This is a genomic window from Tautonia marina, from assembly GCF_009177065.1.
Lineage (GTDB): Bacteria > Planctomycetota > Planctomycetia > Isosphaerales > Isosphaeraceae > Tautonia > Tautonia marina.
Genome location: NZ_WEZF01000006.1, coordinates 279,926 through 294,710 on the forward strand (window position 1 = coordinate 279,926; position 14,785 = coordinate 294,710).

13 protein-coding genes and 1 tRNA gene are annotated in these 14,785 nt (G+C 61.1%); 10 read left to right on the forward strand and 4 right to left on the reverse strand.

Going from position 1 to position 14,785, the window contains the following annotated elements; translation table 11 throughout:
• The first annotated feature begins 39 nt into the window (after positions 1–39).
• The 3 genes from GA615_RS09945 (at position 40) to GA615_RS09955 (ending at position 2,292) form a co-directional block, all read left to right on the forward strand.
• Positions 40–867 (forward strand): hypothetical protein, encoded by an 828-nt coding sequence (locus GA615_RS09945; protein WP_152051131.1) that lies wholly within the window; start codon positions 40–42, stop codon positions 865–867.
• Between the two features lie 76 nt (positions 868–943).
• Entirely contained in the window at positions 944–1,921 is a 978-nt protein-coding gene (locus GA615_RS09950; RefSeq protein ID WP_152051169.1) for a PLP-dependent cysteine synthase family protein, read from the forward strand.
• Positions 1,921–2,292: a hypothetical protein gene (locus tag GA615_RS09955; protein WP_152051132.1), complete on the forward strand. Its 372-nt coding sequence runs from the start codon at positions 1,921–1,923 to the stop codon at positions 2,290–2,292. Before GA615_RS09950 ends, GA615_RS09955 begins: the two co-directional genes overlap by 1 nt.
• On the opposite strand, the gene mobA is transcribed toward GA615_RS09955, so the two are convergent.
• A complete protein-coding gene (mobA, locus tag GA615_RS09960) occupies positions 2,273–2,938 on the reverse strand; it encodes a molybdenum cofactor guanylyltransferase (RefSeq protein WP_152051133.1) in 666 nt (221 codons plus the stop codon). The genes GA615_RS09955 and mobA overlap by 20 nt on opposite strands.
• A gap of 459 nt (positions 2,939–3,397) precedes the next feature.
• Between mobA and GA615_RS09965 the strand changes: the two genes are divergently transcribed.
• From GA615_RS09965 to GA615_RS09975, 3 genes are all read left to right on the forward strand, one after another.
• Complete coding sequence (locus GA615_RS09965) at positions 3,398–3,883, forward strand: hypothetical protein (RefSeq protein WP_152051134.1); 486 nt, start codon at positions 3,398–3,400, stop codon at positions 3,881–3,883.
• Positions 3,884–4,100: 217 nt separating this feature from the next.
• A complete protein-coding gene (locus GA615_RS09970) occupies positions 4,101–5,462 on the forward strand; it encodes a DUF1501 domain-containing protein (RefSeq protein WP_152051135.1) in 1,362 nt (453 codons plus the stop codon).
• 128 nt (positions 5,463–5,590) lie between these two features.
• On the forward strand, positions 5,591–6,787 hold the full coding sequence (locus GA615_RS09975; protein ID WP_235905292.1) for an acyltransferase family protein: 1,197 nt from the start codon (positions 5,591–5,593) through the stop codon (positions 6,785–6,787).
• Positions 6,788–6,911: 124 nt separating this feature from the next.
• Here the strand turns inward: GA615_RS09975 and GA615_RS09980 are convergent, their stop codons facing one another.
• Genes GA615_RS09980 through GA615_RS09990 form a run of 3 tightly spaced genes read right to left on the reverse strand, consistent with a single transcriptional unit; the run spans position 6,912 to position 11,862 of the window.
• Positions 6,912–7,979: a peptidyl-alpha-hydroxyglycine alpha-amidating lyase family protein gene (locus tag GA615_RS09980; protein ID WP_161602260.1), complete on the reverse strand. Its 1,068-nt coding sequence runs from the start codon at positions 7,977–7,979 to the stop codon at positions 6,912–6,914.
• 48 nt (positions 7,980–8,027) lie between these two features.
• Positions 8,028–9,491, reverse strand: a complete 1,464-nt coding sequence (locus tag GA615_RS09985; protein WP_152051137.1) for a DUF1501 domain-containing protein — start codon at positions 9,489–9,491, stop codon at positions 8,028–8,030.
• A 19-nt stretch (positions 9,492–9,510) separates the two neighbouring features.
• Positions 9,511–11,862 carry a PSD1 and planctomycete cytochrome C domain-containing protein gene (locus GA615_RS09990; protein WP_152051138.1) on the reverse strand — a complete coding sequence of 784 codons (2,352 nt, stop codon included), beginning with the start codon at positions 11,860–11,862 and terminating at the stop codon, positions 9,511–9,513.
• Between the two features lie 585 nt (positions 11,863–12,447).
• Here GA615_RS09990 and GA615_RS09995 point away from each other — a divergent pair.
• The 4 genes from GA615_RS09995 (at position 12,448) to GA615_RS10010 (ending at position 14,784) form a co-directional block, all read left to right on the forward strand.
• Positions 12,448–12,894, forward strand: a complete 447-nt coding sequence (locus GA615_RS09995) for a nucleoside deaminase (RefSeq protein WP_152051139.1) — start codon at positions 12,448–12,450, stop codon at positions 12,892–12,894.
• Between the two features lie 5 nt (positions 12,895–12,899).
• Positions 12,900–12,986: transfer RNA gene (locus tag GA615_RS10000), tRNA-Ser, on the forward strand.
• Between the two features lie 272 nt (positions 12,987–13,258).
• Positions 13,259–14,173 carry an HNH endonuclease gene (locus tag GA615_RS10005; RefSeq protein WP_152051140.1) on the forward strand — a complete coding sequence of 305 codons (915 nt, stop codon included), beginning with the start codon at positions 13,259–13,261 and terminating at the stop codon, positions 14,171–14,173.
• Positions 14,170–14,784, forward strand: coding sequence for a hypothetical protein (locus tag GA615_RS10010; RefSeq protein WP_152051141.1), 615 nt, complete (start codon positions 14,170–14,172; stop codon positions 14,782–14,784). The genes GA615_RS10005 and GA615_RS10010 overlap by 4 nt, the downstream gene beginning before the upstream one ends.
• Position 14,785: the final 1 nt, after the last annotated feature.

Below are 14,785 nucleotides of genomic sequence, written 5' to 3' on the forward strand. Positions count from 1 at the left end.
ATGACGGACCCGTTTCAGCCGGTCAGGGAGGACTCGGGCATGGGTATCCACCCCCGAACCCGGAGGGTCGGTCTCCGTCTGCGGGTAGTTCTGGGTCTTGCCCTGCTGCCGATGCTGATGGGGGCTTCGGCGCGGTCAACCAATTTCGAGGTCGAGGCCCCGACCCCCGAAATCGCGCAACAGGTTGCTCGCTACGCCGAGCATTATCGAGACGAGATCGCTCGTCGATGGCTTGGCGAACCGCTTCCGGACTGGCCAAGGCCGTGTGCCATCCGGATCAAGATGACCGGCGGAGAAGCTGGGGGCGTGACCTCCTTCGGCTTCGGTCGTGGGAAGATGCTCGACCAGGAGATGAGCCTGGAAGGACGCCTCGATCGGATCCTGGCCTCGGCTTTGCCTCACGAGATCACTCATACCATTTTTGCGTCCTACTTCGGTGGGCCCTTGCCGAGATGGGCCGATGAGGGAGCCTCGCTGCTCAGCGAAGACCGTCGCGAACGCCTTCGCCACGAGCAATTCGCCGCGGATCTCCTGGCTCGGAGTGGTGGCTGGGCACTCGGCGAGTTGTTCACGATCGAAGAATACCCGCAAGACCTAATGGGCTTTTACGGTCAGGGGTATTCCGTGTCCCGATTCCTCGTGGAAATGGGAGGCAGACCTCGGTTCCTTGCCTTCCTCCGAGACGGCATGAAGCATAACTGGGATGCCGCAACCCGCGCTCATTATGGGTTCACCAACACACGAGAACTGGACCGAGCCTGGCGATCGTGGCATCTGGTCGCATCCCGGACCATGCCGACCGAGCCGTCTCCCGGAGATGCGCTGGTGGTCCGCGCCCAGTCGCCACACGACCACGACAGTCGTTAAGATCAAAGGGGGTAAAGGCCGCCGCATCACGAGCGATGCCGGCGGTCGTCACGATCCCTCGGATCTCTCGACAATGATGCGCACGCCTCCTCCGCTTGCAACGTCGATCCTTGAGACGATCGGACACACTCCCCTGGTGGAGCTGGCCCGCCTGGTGAGCCTGCTCAACCTGAGCGGCCGTCTCCTGATGAAGCTGGAGTATTTCAGTCCCGGCGGGAGTAAGAAAGACCGCGTTGCCCTGCAAATCATCCGTCAGGCTCGGCAAGACGGGAAGCTCCGAGAGGGGCAGACCGTCGTCGAATTGACCAGTGGGAATGCCGGAACCGGTCTGGCGATCGTCTGCCGGATGCTCGGCCATCCGTTCGTGGCGGTGATGTCGCGAGGCAACAGCATCGAGCGAGTTCGAATGATGGCGGCGCTGGGAGCCGAGGTCGTGTTGGTGGACCAGGTTCCCGGATCGGTCCCGGGCCAGGTCTCGGGGGCTGATCTTGCTCTAGTGGAGGTTGAGACGGGCCGCATTGTCGCGGAGCGATCGGCCTTCCGAGTGCAGCAGTTTGAACATCCCGGGAATGTCCTCGCTCACGAACAACAGACCGGCCCTGAACTCTGGGAACAGTCCGGAGGGATGATCGACGCTTACGTCGATTGTCCCGGGACCAGCGGTTCCCTGACCGGTGTGGCTCGGGCGCTGAAACGGAAGAATCCATCGGTCAGAATCTACGCGGTCGAGCCGATGTCGGCGGCCGTCCTCTCCGGCAGGACCACTGCACCCCAGGGACATCGGATTCAAGGGGCAGGCTACTCTCGAAGCGACCCGGAGTTACCCCTGTTTGATCGCTCCCTCGTCGATGGATTCCTCCCGGTTACCGATGAGGATGTGATTGCTTCGGCGCGTTTGCTCGCCCGGGAGGAAGGCGTCTTCGCCGGCTTCTCGACCGCCGCCCATTTGACCGCCGCTTTGCGATTGCTGGAAACCACCGAGCGCGGTTCCACGATCGCGATGCTTGCCTGCGACAGCGGAATGAAATACGTGTCTACGGATCTCTATGAGTGATGGCTGTCGAGTCAGTGCACGAGCAGGTCGGACCAGATTATGGCCCGTTGGCCTCCGCCGCGCTTGCCATCGCCCTGGCTGTCGTGAGTGCGATTGGAGCGGCCTCGATGACCGCGATCACCCTGGCCGCCACATTTGAGATGGTAGTGATCCTGCCAAGTCCCTTTGAGCAATATCGACTGATCGATGCTTGCAGTCGCTTTGCGGCTGAAGTCTCAGCCCTGATCGTCCTCATTCTATCGTATCGCAACGGTCGAGGTCGGCCCCTGTGGCCTCGGCGGCTCTCGCTGCTTGGCTTGATGAAGGGGGTCGCCATTCTGGGGCTCATCGCGAGCCGATTTCTCGTTCATTTCAGTGTTTGGATGGCCTGATCGGTGAAGGCTCGGTGAGGGAGTGAAACGACAAGAGTTCATTGTAATCTGAAAGCGAGTTCATGTTGCGGAGTGTCCAGAAGTCCGGGTCCACTGCCGCAAGGATTTCAGCGCCGATCGTTCGAGTGCGAAGGCGATTGCAAATCAGCCCCAGTTTGGTCTGTCCGGATGCGAGCAAGTCGGCCGCTGCGGCAGCGGCGACCTTGGGGCGGTAGAGTGCGGCGAGCGGTTGGTCGCGTTCTTCAAGGTGGGGAAGAATCAGGTCAACATCTTCCGAAGTGAAGTCGAGGAGCCGATCGATCCATTCCGGCCGGAGCAGGGGAGTGTCGGTCGCACAGGCAAAGCCCCAGTGAACTCGGCCCACCAGCGCTTGCATGCCGAGCGCGAGCCCTTGCAACGGGCCTCGATCGGGTTCCAGATCGAAGACATGTTCGACCTCCGGGGGTAATGCCGGGAGGTCCTGCCCCTGGGCCGCCGCGACAATCACCAGGGAAGCTCGGGCAGAAACCTGCCGAACGACGCGCTGAAGGAACACCTCATCGTCGATCGGCAGCCACGCCTTTGGCCGTCCCATCCGGCGACTTTGACCTCCACACAGGACGACAGCCCCGAGTCGTTCCATGATGAGCGTCTCGCGTGGGTTCATTAGGCGACCCAGAGCGTTGGGTGGTCTGGGCCGAGAATCAAACTCCTGAGTTTACGAGGAGCGAAGGTCGAGGGACAGGACATCCCGAATTCCGGCAGGTCCGATGGACCTTCTCGACCATTGGTTTGGGCTGCGGTGGGCCGGGTGATCCGCTTGGGAAATTGGGAAGAGTTCTGCAAAAAAATCTTTGGGCGAACGGTTGGACGAGGTGTCAAAGCCGGTCTAGAATGGAGCCACTGTGACGGAGGCGTCGTTTCATGAATCGGTTTTCCGAAGCATAAACTGATCAAAGCTTCGGAGCGGAATGCTTTCGGTCGGAAAACCATTCCGACGCCGGGCATGGTTAGGTGATTCTTGCTGGGGGGTTCTCCCTGGCGAAGTCGAACGACGGGTGCTGCAGGTCATGTGACCTGTCTCGTCGTACGAGCCATTATCCTGACACGACGGGAGTTCACACCGATGAGTCCTGTGCTCAAATCATGGGCCAGTGGGTTCGGGATCCTGACCGCCTCGCTGTTGACGCTTGGCTGTGCCAGCGAGCAACCGGCAGACGTGACGAATGCCGTGGACGCGACTGGGGAGGCCGCTCCGGAGTCGATTACGGAGCAAGCTGGAGCGATGCTCGATTCGGCCGTGGATTCCGCGGGTGACGCCGTTGATTCTGCTCGTCAGGCAACGGGAGAGGCTGTCGAATCGGTGGGTGAGAAGATCGAGGCCTCCTCCGATGAGGTCGGACAAGCCGCTGAGACGACGACCGAGAAGGTTGGTGAGGCGGCAAAGGCGGTCGGACTTGAAGAAACCGGTCAGAAGATTGAAGACGCAGCCGGTGAAGTTGGCGAGAAGGCCACCGGTGCGACGGATACGACGGGTGAAGCGGTGAAGAACGCCGGGGAAGCGATCAAGGGAGAACCCAAGCCAGACGAGGCTCCCACTCCCGAGCGTTGACCAATCCTCGATCGCCGCAATCCTCGGAACCTCGACGTTTATGCGGAACGTCGGGGTTCCGTTTTGGTATGGTCTCAGGAGAACCCTTGAAACCAAAACGATCGTCTGGTCATCCTCCTTTGTCAGGTGAAGCTGGGTTGCTCCTCAACTCCTCAGAGCGAGCATCCGATCGAGAATGGTTCGTCTGATCAACCCTCGCCGAACGGGAGTCTCCTCGATGCTCAAGATCCTTGGTGCTGGTTCACGAGACTGCGATGGGGTGACCCGTCGGAGCTTTCTTCAGGCAGGGATTCTCGGGCTTGGTGGTCTGACGCTTCCCGATCTCCTGAGACTTCGAGCTGCGGGAATGACCTCCGGTGCCAACACCGATCGAAGTGTCATTCTCCTCTGGCTCAGTGGCGGACCCGGGCATATGGAAACCTGGGACCCGAAGCCCGAAGCCCCCGATGGCTTCCGAGGCCCCTTTGGAGCCATCCCGACTCGCCTGCCGGGTGTCCAGTTTGGTGAGCTGATGCCCGAGAATGCCAGGAGGGCCGATCGTCTCGCGATTGTCCGAACCGTCAATCACGGATCGGGTGACCACACCAAGGGCAATCACTGGATGCTCACCGGCTTCGAAGGCCCCGCCTTCAATGCCGCCGACAACAAGGTGCAACGTCGGCCTGCGATGGGCTCGGCCGTGGCCCGACTGATCGGCGAGCGAAGGCCCGGCATTCCTCCTTACGTCGCCGTTCCTCATCTTCGAGGAGGGACGGACAACTTTTTCCACTATGCAGCCTATCTCGGAGGCGGTGCCAATCCCTTTATCGTCGAGTCGGATCCGAACGATCCGAAGTTCCGGGTCAGGAACCTCCAACGTCCCGGAGAGCTGTCCATGGCTCGCCTTGAGGACCGTCGGACCCTGCTCGAAACGCTCGATGCCCAGCGTCGCTGGGCCGAGCCCGCTCTGGGAGATCTCGACGACCATTTCGGCCGAGCCTTCGACATGCTTGCCGGCAAGGCCGTCGCCCGAGCCTTCGACATCGCCTCGGAACCGGACGCCTTGCGCGATCGTTACGGGCGGCATACCTTTGGCCAAAGTGCCTTGATGGCTCGACGGCTGGTCGAAGCAGGCGTGCCGTTCGTGACCGTCAATTGCGTGCCGTGGGACCATCATGGGACCGGCAACCAATTGAAGACCGAGGAAGGGGCTCGCCAGCTGATCCCGCCGCTCGACATGGCCATCGGGGCACTCGTTGATGATCTGATCGATCGTGGGCTTTATGATTCGACGCTGATCGTCGCCATGGGAGAGTTCGGCCGGACCCCTCGGATGAACAAGGATGCGGGACGCGACCACTGGGGCAAGACCTTTAGCGTCTTGTTCGGTTGTGGGTCAATGCGGATGGGGCAGATCATCGGGCGAAGCAGTGCCCGTGGTGAAACGGTGGTCGATCGCCCCGTGAGTCCTCAGGATGTGTGTGCAACAATTTACCACCATCTCGGCATTGATTCCCGCCACGTCATGTTCGAGGATCGTACGCGACGGCCGGTCCCGCTGATCGAAACCGGAGAGCCGATCCAAGAACTGGTCGGTTAGGCATTCCGGGCAAGCAATCCGATCACGCGGTGACGGTGAAGAACCTGTCCTGCCCGCCTCGGAACAACGCGTTGAGTTGCGATCCGAGGTGGGGCCGACATTCGCACGATCCAGGGTCGAACCGCACCATGAGCACGTCTCCCTCGCCGCAACCCTCCCCGGGCCGCCTGGCGTCCATCGACGCCTATCGGGGCCTCGTGATGTTTCTGATGATGGCCGAGGTCATGCACTTTGCCGGTGTGGCCGCCGCGGTGCCGGGGAGCCCATTCTGGGACTTCCTGGGGTATCATCAATCTCATGTCGAATGGATTGGATGCTCGCTTCATGACCTGATTCAACCATCATTCTCGTTTCTGGTCGGAGTCTCCCTGCCGTTCTCGCTGGCAAGCCGGAGCGCACACGGGCAATCTCGACGTCGGTTGTTTTTCCACGCGATCTGGCGCGCCGCGATTCTCGTCGCGTTGGGAATCTTTCTCAGGTCGCTCGGAAAGCCTGGAACCAACTACACCTTTGAAGATACATTGACGCAAATCGGGTTAGGGTATCCCTTTTTGTTTCTGCTTGGGTTGCGACCCCAACGCGACCGTTGGTTCGCCGTTGCCTTGCTCCTCGTCGGGACGTGGGTTGCCTTCGTTCTCTATCCCCTCCCAGGCCCCACGTTCAATCTTCAGGATGTCGGGGTCCCGCCCGATTGGCCTCATCTGATGGACGGACTGGCTGCCCATTGGAACAAGAACACAAACCTGGCGTGGGCGTTCGATCGCTGGTTTCTCAATCTGTTTCCGCGAAGCGAGCCGTTCCAGTTTAACGGGGGGGGTTACGCGACCCTGAATTTTGTCCCGACGCTGGCGACGATGACGTTGGGCTTGATCGCCGGTGAGGTGCTTCGAGGGACTCGAACGAACCGAGGGAAAGTCAGCTGGTTACTCGCGGCCGGCGCGATCTCAATGGCCGCCGGTTGGGGGCTCGGAGAACTCGAACTCTGCCCAGTGGTCAAGCGGATCTGGACGCCAAGTTGGGTGTTGTTCAGCGGTGGCTGGTGCTTCCTGTTCCTCGGAGCGGCCTACGGGGTGATTGATGGATTCGGGTGGAAACGATGGGTTTTTCCCCTCGTCGTGATTGGGATGAACTCCATCGCCGCATATCTGATGAGCTGGCTCATCGAGGGATTCATCGGCGATGCACTCACCCGTCACCTCGGAGCTGAGACGTTTCGGGCATTCGGCGACCCGTACGAACGTTTGGTACACGGCGCCGCGGTGCTGGGAATCATGTGGCTGTTGCTTTACTGGATGTACCGGCGGAAACTCTTTCTGAAAATTTGATTGCCAGACATGAGTTCGCGGCGATCCATGAATCCTAACGAAAACACGGACGAACTCGACATCGAGTCCGTCCGTGTTCGATCGCTGTTACGGAAGTCATTCGAACCGTTCTGGAACAGACCGATCATTCGTCTCCTGCGTCTGCAACGGGACCGGCAATTGCTCCATTGGTGATCGGAACAAACTTCTGAGCCCGTTCACCGATAATATCGCCGACATAGAGATTCCCCTCCGTGTCGGCGGCGATGCAGTGGACCCAGTTGCAATCGCCCGGATGCTCGTGGCCGTCCTCTCCCTTGGGTACGGACCACTGCATGAGCAATCGGCCCTCGGTCGAGAACTTCATGAAGACCTGATCCTTCGGCGGGCAACCGAGGGTGATGTCCTCGACGCGCCAGGGCATCGGAGACGATCCACAGACCCAGATCTCATCCTCGGGGGTGACCCAGAAGCCCCAGGGCACAATGATGTTGGCCCAGGTGTCGAGCAGAGTTCCTTCCTGGTCGAAAATCTGGATCCGAACGTTGTTGCGATCGGCGACGTAGAGCCGCCCTTTTGAGTCGATCGCAATCGCGTGGGCGATGCTGAACTGGCCGGGCTCGATCCCGAGCTCGCCCCACGACTTGACGAAGTTACCGTCCTTGTCAAAGTGGACGACCCGGCCATTCCCGTAGCCATCGGACACGAAATGATCGCCGGCCTCGGTGACGACAATGTCCGTGGGCATATTGAAGTGAGTCTCGTCGCAACCCTTCTCGTTCGGAGTTCCGAGCGTCTTGAGCAGTTCCCCGGAGGTCGAATACTGCTTCAAAGTATGATCACCGACATCGGCGACCCAGAGGTTTCCTTCGGGGTCGAACTTGAGGTGATGGACCATCGAGTTCTCGCCTTCACCGAAGGCTCGGACAAAGGTGCCATCGGGCTTGAACACGCGAATGGGAGGCTCGGCGCGGACGGCCACGTAAACGTTCCCATCGGGACCAACCGCGATGCCCGGGACGTGACCTCCCGGCATGCCGTCTGGTGTGCCCGGCCACTCGGGATCGACCTGAAACCAGGTGGTGACGCTCACCCGGGGATAAACGGCCGGAGGTCCCTGATTGGGCGGGGGAGGCTTCTGGGCGGAGGAAACGCTCGGGAACAGCATCAGAGCGAGCGAGGCGATCGCGGCAGAGCAGCGGCGGTCAGGCATCAGTGGGTCTCCGTCGTCCATTCAAGGGAGAGGATCTCTCGAATTTGCTCAGGTCAGCAATTCGGTCAGAACTCGGGCATCTTCCACGCCCGTGAGCTTCATGTCGAGCCCCTGGAACTTGTGTGTGAAGCGTTCGTGATCGATCCCAAGCAGATGCAGCATCGTCGCGTGCAGGTCCCGAACATGGGTCGGATTCTCGACAGCGTTGTATCCGAGTTCATCGGTCGCGCCGTAGGTCTGGCCACCTCGGATTCCACCACCGGCAAGGAACATCGAAAATCCTTTGATGTGATGATCGCGGCCGGCGTCCTGTCCCTTGCCCTGGAACATCGGGGTGCGGCCAAACTCGCCTCCCCAGATCACCAGGGTGTCTTCGAGCATCCCTCGCTGCTTCAAATCCGCGATGAGGGCGGCAGAGGGGCCATCGCAGAGGTGACAACAGGTGTCCATGTAACGGACCAGGTCGCCGTGATGGTCCCACCCCCGGTGATAAAGCTGGATGAATCGGACCCCTCGCTCCGCCAGGCGACGGGCCATCAGGCAGTTCGCGGCGAAGGAACCATCGGCCCCGCTCGTCCCATAGGAACGAAGAATATGTTCAGGCTCGTCTCGGAAATCGGCCAGTTCGGGAATGCTCATCTGCATCCGAGAGGCGAGTTCATACTGCGCAATCCGCGTTTCCAGCTCCGGGTCGTGCCATCGTTCATTGCCCAGCGCATTCAGTTCGTTGACCGTGTCGATCAGTTGGCGCTGTCCCGATCGGTCCACGCCGGGCGGGTTCTCCAGATAATGAACAGGGCTTCCCACCGAATTGAATTGGACTCCTTGATACTTGCCGGGCAGGAAGCCGCTGCCCCATTGTCGAGAGGAAATCGGCTGGGGGTTTCGTCCGCCTTCACTTGTCAAAACGACAAACCCCGGCAGATCGTCCGCCTCGCTTCCAAGCCCGTACGTGACCCAGGACCCCATGCTCGGCCGTCCCGAAATCGACGTGCCGGTGTTCATCACCGTATGGGCCGGATCATGGTTGATCTGGTCGGTGTACATGGATCGAAGAATGCACAGATCGTCAGAAACTTTTGCAAGCTCCGGGAGGCAATCGGCAATTTCCAAACCCGACTCACCATGCTTGCGAAAGCGGAACTGAGGCCCGAGGCACTTCAGCTCCTGGCCCTGCAGCTGAGCAATCGGTTGGCCTGCGGTGAACGACTCGGGCATGGGCCGGCCATCCATGCGGGCCAGTTCAGGCTTGAAGTCGAACGTTTCCAGATGGCTTGGTCCACCAGCCATGTAGAGAAAAATGACCCGTTTTGCCCGAGGGGCGAAGTGAGGCAGATGTGGCAGTCCACCCCTCTGATCGGCCCCTCCCGCGAGTCGGTTCTGATCCGAAGCAACCGACGATTGAACTCCGCCGAGAAGGGTCGCCAGGGCCGCCGCTCCCAGGCTCATCGAATTTTGACCGAGGAATGCGCGGCGGGAGAGACGCAGGTGATGGCCTTCGATCGGATGCATCGGGCAAGGTCTCCGGCAATCAGAATCGAGTGATCGTCTCGTGCAAGTTCAGGAGCGCCCGACACACGGCGGTCCATGCGGCCAGTTCGACCCGGTCGAGTGGCTCGGGAACTTCGGCCATCCCCGTCGAGCAGACTGCCGACGCTGCGGCGGGGTCAGCGTCGTACCGGGTTCGAGAGGCATCCAGCAACCGCTGCAAGGCTGCCAGCTCGGGAGCGTCCGGCTCTCGGATCAAGGTCGATCGCCAGGCCGCCGCCAACCGGTCGTGATCGTTCCCCTCGGTTTCCAGCAGCACCCGAGCCGCCAGAACCCGCGCGGCCTCGACGAAGCTCGGATCATTCAGCAAGGTCAAGGCACCGATCGGCGTATTGCTCGACGGCCGCTTGGTGGTGCACTCTTCTCGGGTTGGCGCATCGAAGGCACGGAGCATCGGATGGAGAAACTGGCGTTGCCAGTGGACGTACAGCCCTCGTCGGTACTGGTTCTGGTCGGTGTCGGCGAGGTACTGGCGTTTCGGGAAATTCAGATGAGCGTAGTACCCTTCGGGTTGATACGGGCGTGCGCTGGGGCCGCCAAGCTGTTCCACCAGCAGACCACTGATGGCGAGCGCCTGATCTCGAATCACTTCCGCAGGCAGTCGGAACCGCTCCTGACGGGCAAACAGATCGTTAGCGGGATCGGCCTTGAGCATGGCCGGGTCGGGGATCGACGATTGTCGATACGCTCGGGACGTGACGATCAATCGGATCAGGTGTTTCACATCCCAGCCGCTTTCCACGAATTCCACGGCGAGCCAGTCCAGTAGTTCCGGATGGCTTGGCATGTCGCCTTGCAAGCCGGTGTCGTCGAGTGATCGGGAAAGGCCGCGACCGAAGAAATGATTCCAGAGCCGGTTGACGAAGACACGAGCCGTCAGCGGATGATCAGGACGGGTGAGCCATCGCGCCAGGTCCAGCCGGCTGGCACGCGAGGCCGAGGTTTCCAGCTCAGGAAGCACCTCGGGGACCCCCGGATCGACCACCTCTCCGGTCGTGTCCATCCAGTCACCCCGGGCGAGAACCCGCGTAATGCGAGGCTCGACCGAAACGCTGACCATCGTTCGTCTCGCCCGGGCAGTGATGGCCTCGCGACGGCGTTCCAGTTCCTCCAGGTCGTTCTCGTGACCCTCGGCGTTCTTCAACGCCTCGATGGCCTGTTCGACTTCGAGAAGCGCACGCCGATCGATGGGGTCGAGGACATCAATTTCGGGGGCTCGCACCGTCGGCGTGGCGTCGGGACCGGGATAGGCTCCTCGTTGATCGAGGTCCGCGAAGAACGCGGCGAGTCGGTAAAAGTCCCGCTGAGCGTACGGATCATACTTGTGATCGTGGCACTCGGCGCAGCCCATCGTGGCCCCGAGCCAGACGGCCGAGACATTTCGAACACGGTCAGCGGCATACTTGGCCAGGTACTCGCCGTCCTGAGCCCCTCCCTCGTGCGTCGTCTGGAGCAATCGGTTGTAACCGGAAGCGATTTGCTGATCGATCGACGCGTTGGACAGGAGATCTCCGGCGAGTTGCTCATGCGTGAACTGGTCGAACGGCATATTCTTATTGAATGCGTTGACCACGTAATCCCGGTAGGGGGTTGCGTGATGCTCCTGGTCGCCGTGGTATCCGACTGTATCGGCGTACCGCACCAGGTCGAGCCAGAGAATCGCCATCCGTTCGCCGTATCGGGGAGATGCGAGCAGTTCCTCGACATATCGCTCATAGACTCCTGCTCGATCACCCTCGATCAATCGATTCAGGGCATCTCGCTCGGGAGGCAGGCCGGTCAGATCAAGGGCAACCCGCCGACCCAGGGTGACCCGATCCGCTTCCGGGGCAGGGGAGAGGCCCTCCGCCTCGATCCGGGACAACAGGAACTGGTCGATCGGATTGACGGGCCAGGACGTGTTGGTGACGTCTGGCAAGGGTGGTCGAGACAGCGGCACGAAGCTCCAGTGCGGCTGGTCCTCCGCGCCCTCGGCAATCCACCTGCGGAGGAGTTCGATCTGCTCGTTCGTCAACTCCTTGCCCGAGTCGGGAGGAGGCATCCGATCCAGTTCGTCCTCGGACGTGATCCGAAAAAGCAGCTCGCTTGCCTCGGGATTATCTCGATCGATGACCCGATATCCCCCTCGGTCGGCCCGAGCATCATCCAACTGGTCGAGTCGCAGGCTTCCGCGTCGATCCGAGGGATCGGGACCATGACAGAAAAGACAATTATCTGACAGGATTGGGCGAATATCCCGGTTGAATACGATGGGCAGTTCGTCTTCAAACGCTCCTCGAGCCGGGTTCACCCCGGAGATGAGCACGACGAATCCAATCAGAATGGAACGAGGCATTGGCGGGGCCTCGGAGTGGAGGAGGATGGGCTGGCGTCGACGCGCCTTGGACAGAGCGAGGGATGCCGCTCTCAGGCACACTTCGAAGATCTTAATCTTCCCACAACCACCCTCACAAGCCAATCACGACCGAACAGAGTAAGCCTCGGCTTTGGGGACTCACCGTTCTTCAACCATCGAAACGATCAAGCGTCTGTTCCGAAGTGAGATGAAACCGCTTTATGAATTCCGAATCCCGGTCGTGTTCATCCACAATCGCAGAGCTCATCCGCGTGACATCTTCGTGGTCTTCGACACCGTTTCGTGGTCTTCGACACCTTTCGCGCAAAGCCAATCGAATCGGTCCCCGACTGAATCGTATGCCCACCATCCGTACTCGTGTCAGTTCCTCGTCACCCAGGATCGCTTTGTGCCTTGGGGCTCCTGAGCTGGCACCTTGACTCTCCAAGGTTTGCAGGAGATGATAAGACATCTCAATCAGAGCGACCGTGTGCCTGATTGTCCGGATCGTTTTCCTCACCATCGAGGTTGAACCCCGTTCTCTCGCCCTCTGGACAACTGTTCTCTGCTGGTGACATTGCGGCGATGCGACGCGCCATTGAGTTGGCCCGTGAAGCAGAACGGCTCGGTGAAGTGCCCGTGGGTGCCGTCATCACGCAAGGGCACCGCATTGTTGCGGAAGCGTTCAATCTTCGGGAGACACTCTCTGACCCAACCGCACACGCCGAACGATTGGCAATTTCGCTGGCCGGGAAAGCCCTTGGCACCTGGCGGCTCGATCACTGCAAGCTGTACGTGACACTCGAACCCTGTTCAATGTGCGCAGGCTCAATAGTCCTTGCTCGGCTGTCTTCAGTCTATTACGGTGTGCCTGATCCCAAGGCAGGAGCCTGTGATTCTCTTTTCCGAATCACGAATGACCGGCGACTCAATCATCAAGCCGATGTTCGAGGTGGACTTCTCGCTCCCGAGTGTGCTAATCTACTTTCCCAATTTTTCCGAACGCTCCGCACACGTACGAAGCTCTCATAAATTCTGGAGGGGTGCCTGAGTGGTTGAAAGGGCCGGTCTCGAAAACCGGTGTACCGGCAACGGTACCGTGGGTTCGAATCCCACCTCCTCCGCTTGTACGTCGTTGAAAGCCTGGTCTTCATGCCGAACGCCGCGTCCCAAACGCGGCGTTCGGCGTTTCCGGGACGGTGGCAGGACCGGCCCGGATTATGCCTTCCTTGTCGCAGACCGTCGCATGTCGGCGGATCGGTAGGCGTATGGGAAGGCATATGCATGCGCCGCGATCCGCCTCATCGGTCCACTCTACCCAGAATCCCGATCGGTGAGCCTCCACCTGGTATGATGGATTTGTACCGGAAACGGTGGTATCGATGAGGATCCTGGAATGGACGGGGATGCTGAGCACTGGCTCCGGGTCTTAGGGCGGCTCAACGTGTACAGGGCCCGAGGCGGACCGGCACCCCACAAGCCGCTCCTGCTCCTGGTCCTACTGGAGCTGGCCGAGAAGGGGGAGCCACCGGCCAGGGTCCTGCCGTTGACGCCGGAACTGGCCTTCCGCTTCTGCTCCTACTGGGGCATCGTCGCCCATCGCAGGACCCAGCGGCCCGACGTGCGACTCCCGTTCTTCCACCTCGGCAGCGATGGCTGCTGGGACGCCTTGTGTGAGGATGGCGGGCCTGCGGACACTCCGCGAACGGCACGCTTCGCCTCGTTCGCCCCGACCTTCGAGGCCGCCATCCGCGACCCGGAATTCCGACGGGCGGCACGTCGGTTCCTGATCCGCACCTACTTCACGCCCCCGGAGCAAGAGGTCCTCGGGATTCTGGTCGGCGATCCGGAGCCGACCGATGGGGAGGATGGGGCATCGACCGAGGTGGCTCGAGAGTCGGATTCAAATCTGGCGAGGGGGAGTGGGCGCTCGGCCCGATTCCGACTCGATGTGGTCGCGGCCTACAGCTACACATGTGCCCTGACGGGCCGCCGCCTGACGACGGTCACGGCCGGGAGCCTGGTCGACGCGGCCCACATCCGCCAGTTCGCCCGCTCGGGGAGCGACGAGATCGGCAACGGCCTGGCCCTGAGCAAGGACGCGCACTGGGCGTTCGACAGCGGCCTCTGGTCGCTGACCGACGACTGCCGGGTGATCGTCGCCGTGGGTTGCTTCGTCGAGGAGTGCCCGGACGGTCGCCCGCTCGGCGAGTATCACGGCCAGCAGATCCGGCTACCAGCAGAGCGGACGCTGTGGCCGAATCCCGTTAATCTCGCATGGCATCGGCGACACAAGCTTCAAAGTGATTGAACGAGCTTGAGTTCGTAAATGAACAGTGTTGTCAAGTTCATGAAGGGTGTTCCCACGACGTCGCGAAGCTGAACGAGGAGGGCCGTCGGCTCGACGAGGCCATCGCGGTCCGGCGGTCAGAGCTCCAGGAGTGCGAGGCCCGGCGGGACCGGGCCCTGCAGGGCGACCTGGACACTGAGTTCGAGTGGGAGGACTACGCCCGCATGGTCGGGCTCGCCGGGCGGACGAGGGCGACGATGCAGGCGTTCCTCCGCCGGGCGACCGAGCGAAAGATCGACCGCCTGTCGGGCCTGATCACCGAGTCCTTCCGGTTCCTGCTCCGCAAGACCACGCTGGTCGAGCGCATCCACATCGACCCGTCGGACTTCGCCATCACGCTCTTCGACAAGGCCGGCCACGAGCAGTCCAAGCAGCGGCTCTCGGAGGGCGAGAAGCAGATCTTCGCCATCGCCGTGCTCTGGGGACTGGCCCGGGCCGCCACGAGGCCCTTGCCGGCGGTCATCGACACGCCGATGGCCCGGCTCGACGCCGCGCACCGCCGCAACCTGATCGAGCGTTACTTCCCCAACTGTCACCGATCGCGCGAAACGGGTTCTCCCGGAATGGCATGAA

Coding starts and splice junctions, on each gene's coding strand:
- GA615_RS09945 (WP_152051131.1), top strand. CDS start 40: ATGGGTATCCACCCCCGAACCCGGAGGGTCGGTCTCCGTCTGCGGGTA.
- GA615_RS09950 (WP_152051169.1), top strand. CDS start 944: ATGCGCACGCCTCCTCCGCTTGCAACGTCGATCCTTGAGACGATCGGA.
- GA615_RS09955 (WP_152051132.1), top strand. CDS start 1,921: ATGGCTGTCGAGTCAGTGCACGAGCAGGTCGGACCAGATTATGGCCCG.
- mobA (WP_152051133.1), bottom strand. CDS start 2,938: ATGAACCCACGCGAGACGCTCATCATGGAACGACTCGGGGCTGTCGTC.
- GA615_RS09965 (WP_152051134.1), top strand. CDS start 3,398: ATGAGTCCTGTGCTCAAATCATGGGCCAGTGGGTTCGGGATCCTGACC.
- GA615_RS09970 (WP_152051135.1), top strand. CDS start 4,101: ATGCTCAAGATCCTTGGTGCTGGTTCACGAGACTGCGATGGGGTGACC.
- GA615_RS09975 (WP_235905292.1), top strand. CDS start 5,591: ATGAGCACGTCTCCCTCGCCGCAACCCTCCCCGGGCCGCCTGGCGTCC.
- GA615_RS09980 (WP_161602260.1), bottom strand. CDS start 7,979: ATGCCTGACCGCCGCTGCTCTGCCGCGATCGCCTCGCTCGCTCTGATG.
- GA615_RS09985 (WP_152051137.1), bottom strand. CDS start 9,491: ATGCATCCGATCGAAGGCCATCACCTGCGTCTCTCCCGCCGCGCATTC.
- GA615_RS09990 (WP_152051138.1), bottom strand. CDS start 11,862: ATGCCTCGTTCCATTCTGATTGGATTCGTCGTGCTCATCTCCGGGGTG.
- GA615_RS09995 (WP_152051139.1), top strand. CDS start 12,448: ATGCGACGCGCCATTGAGTTGGCCCGTGAAGCAGAACGGCTCGGTGAA.
- GA615_RS10005 (WP_152051140.1), top strand. CDS start 13,259: ATGGACGGGGATGCTGAGCACTGGCTCCGGGTCTTAGGGCGGCTCAAC.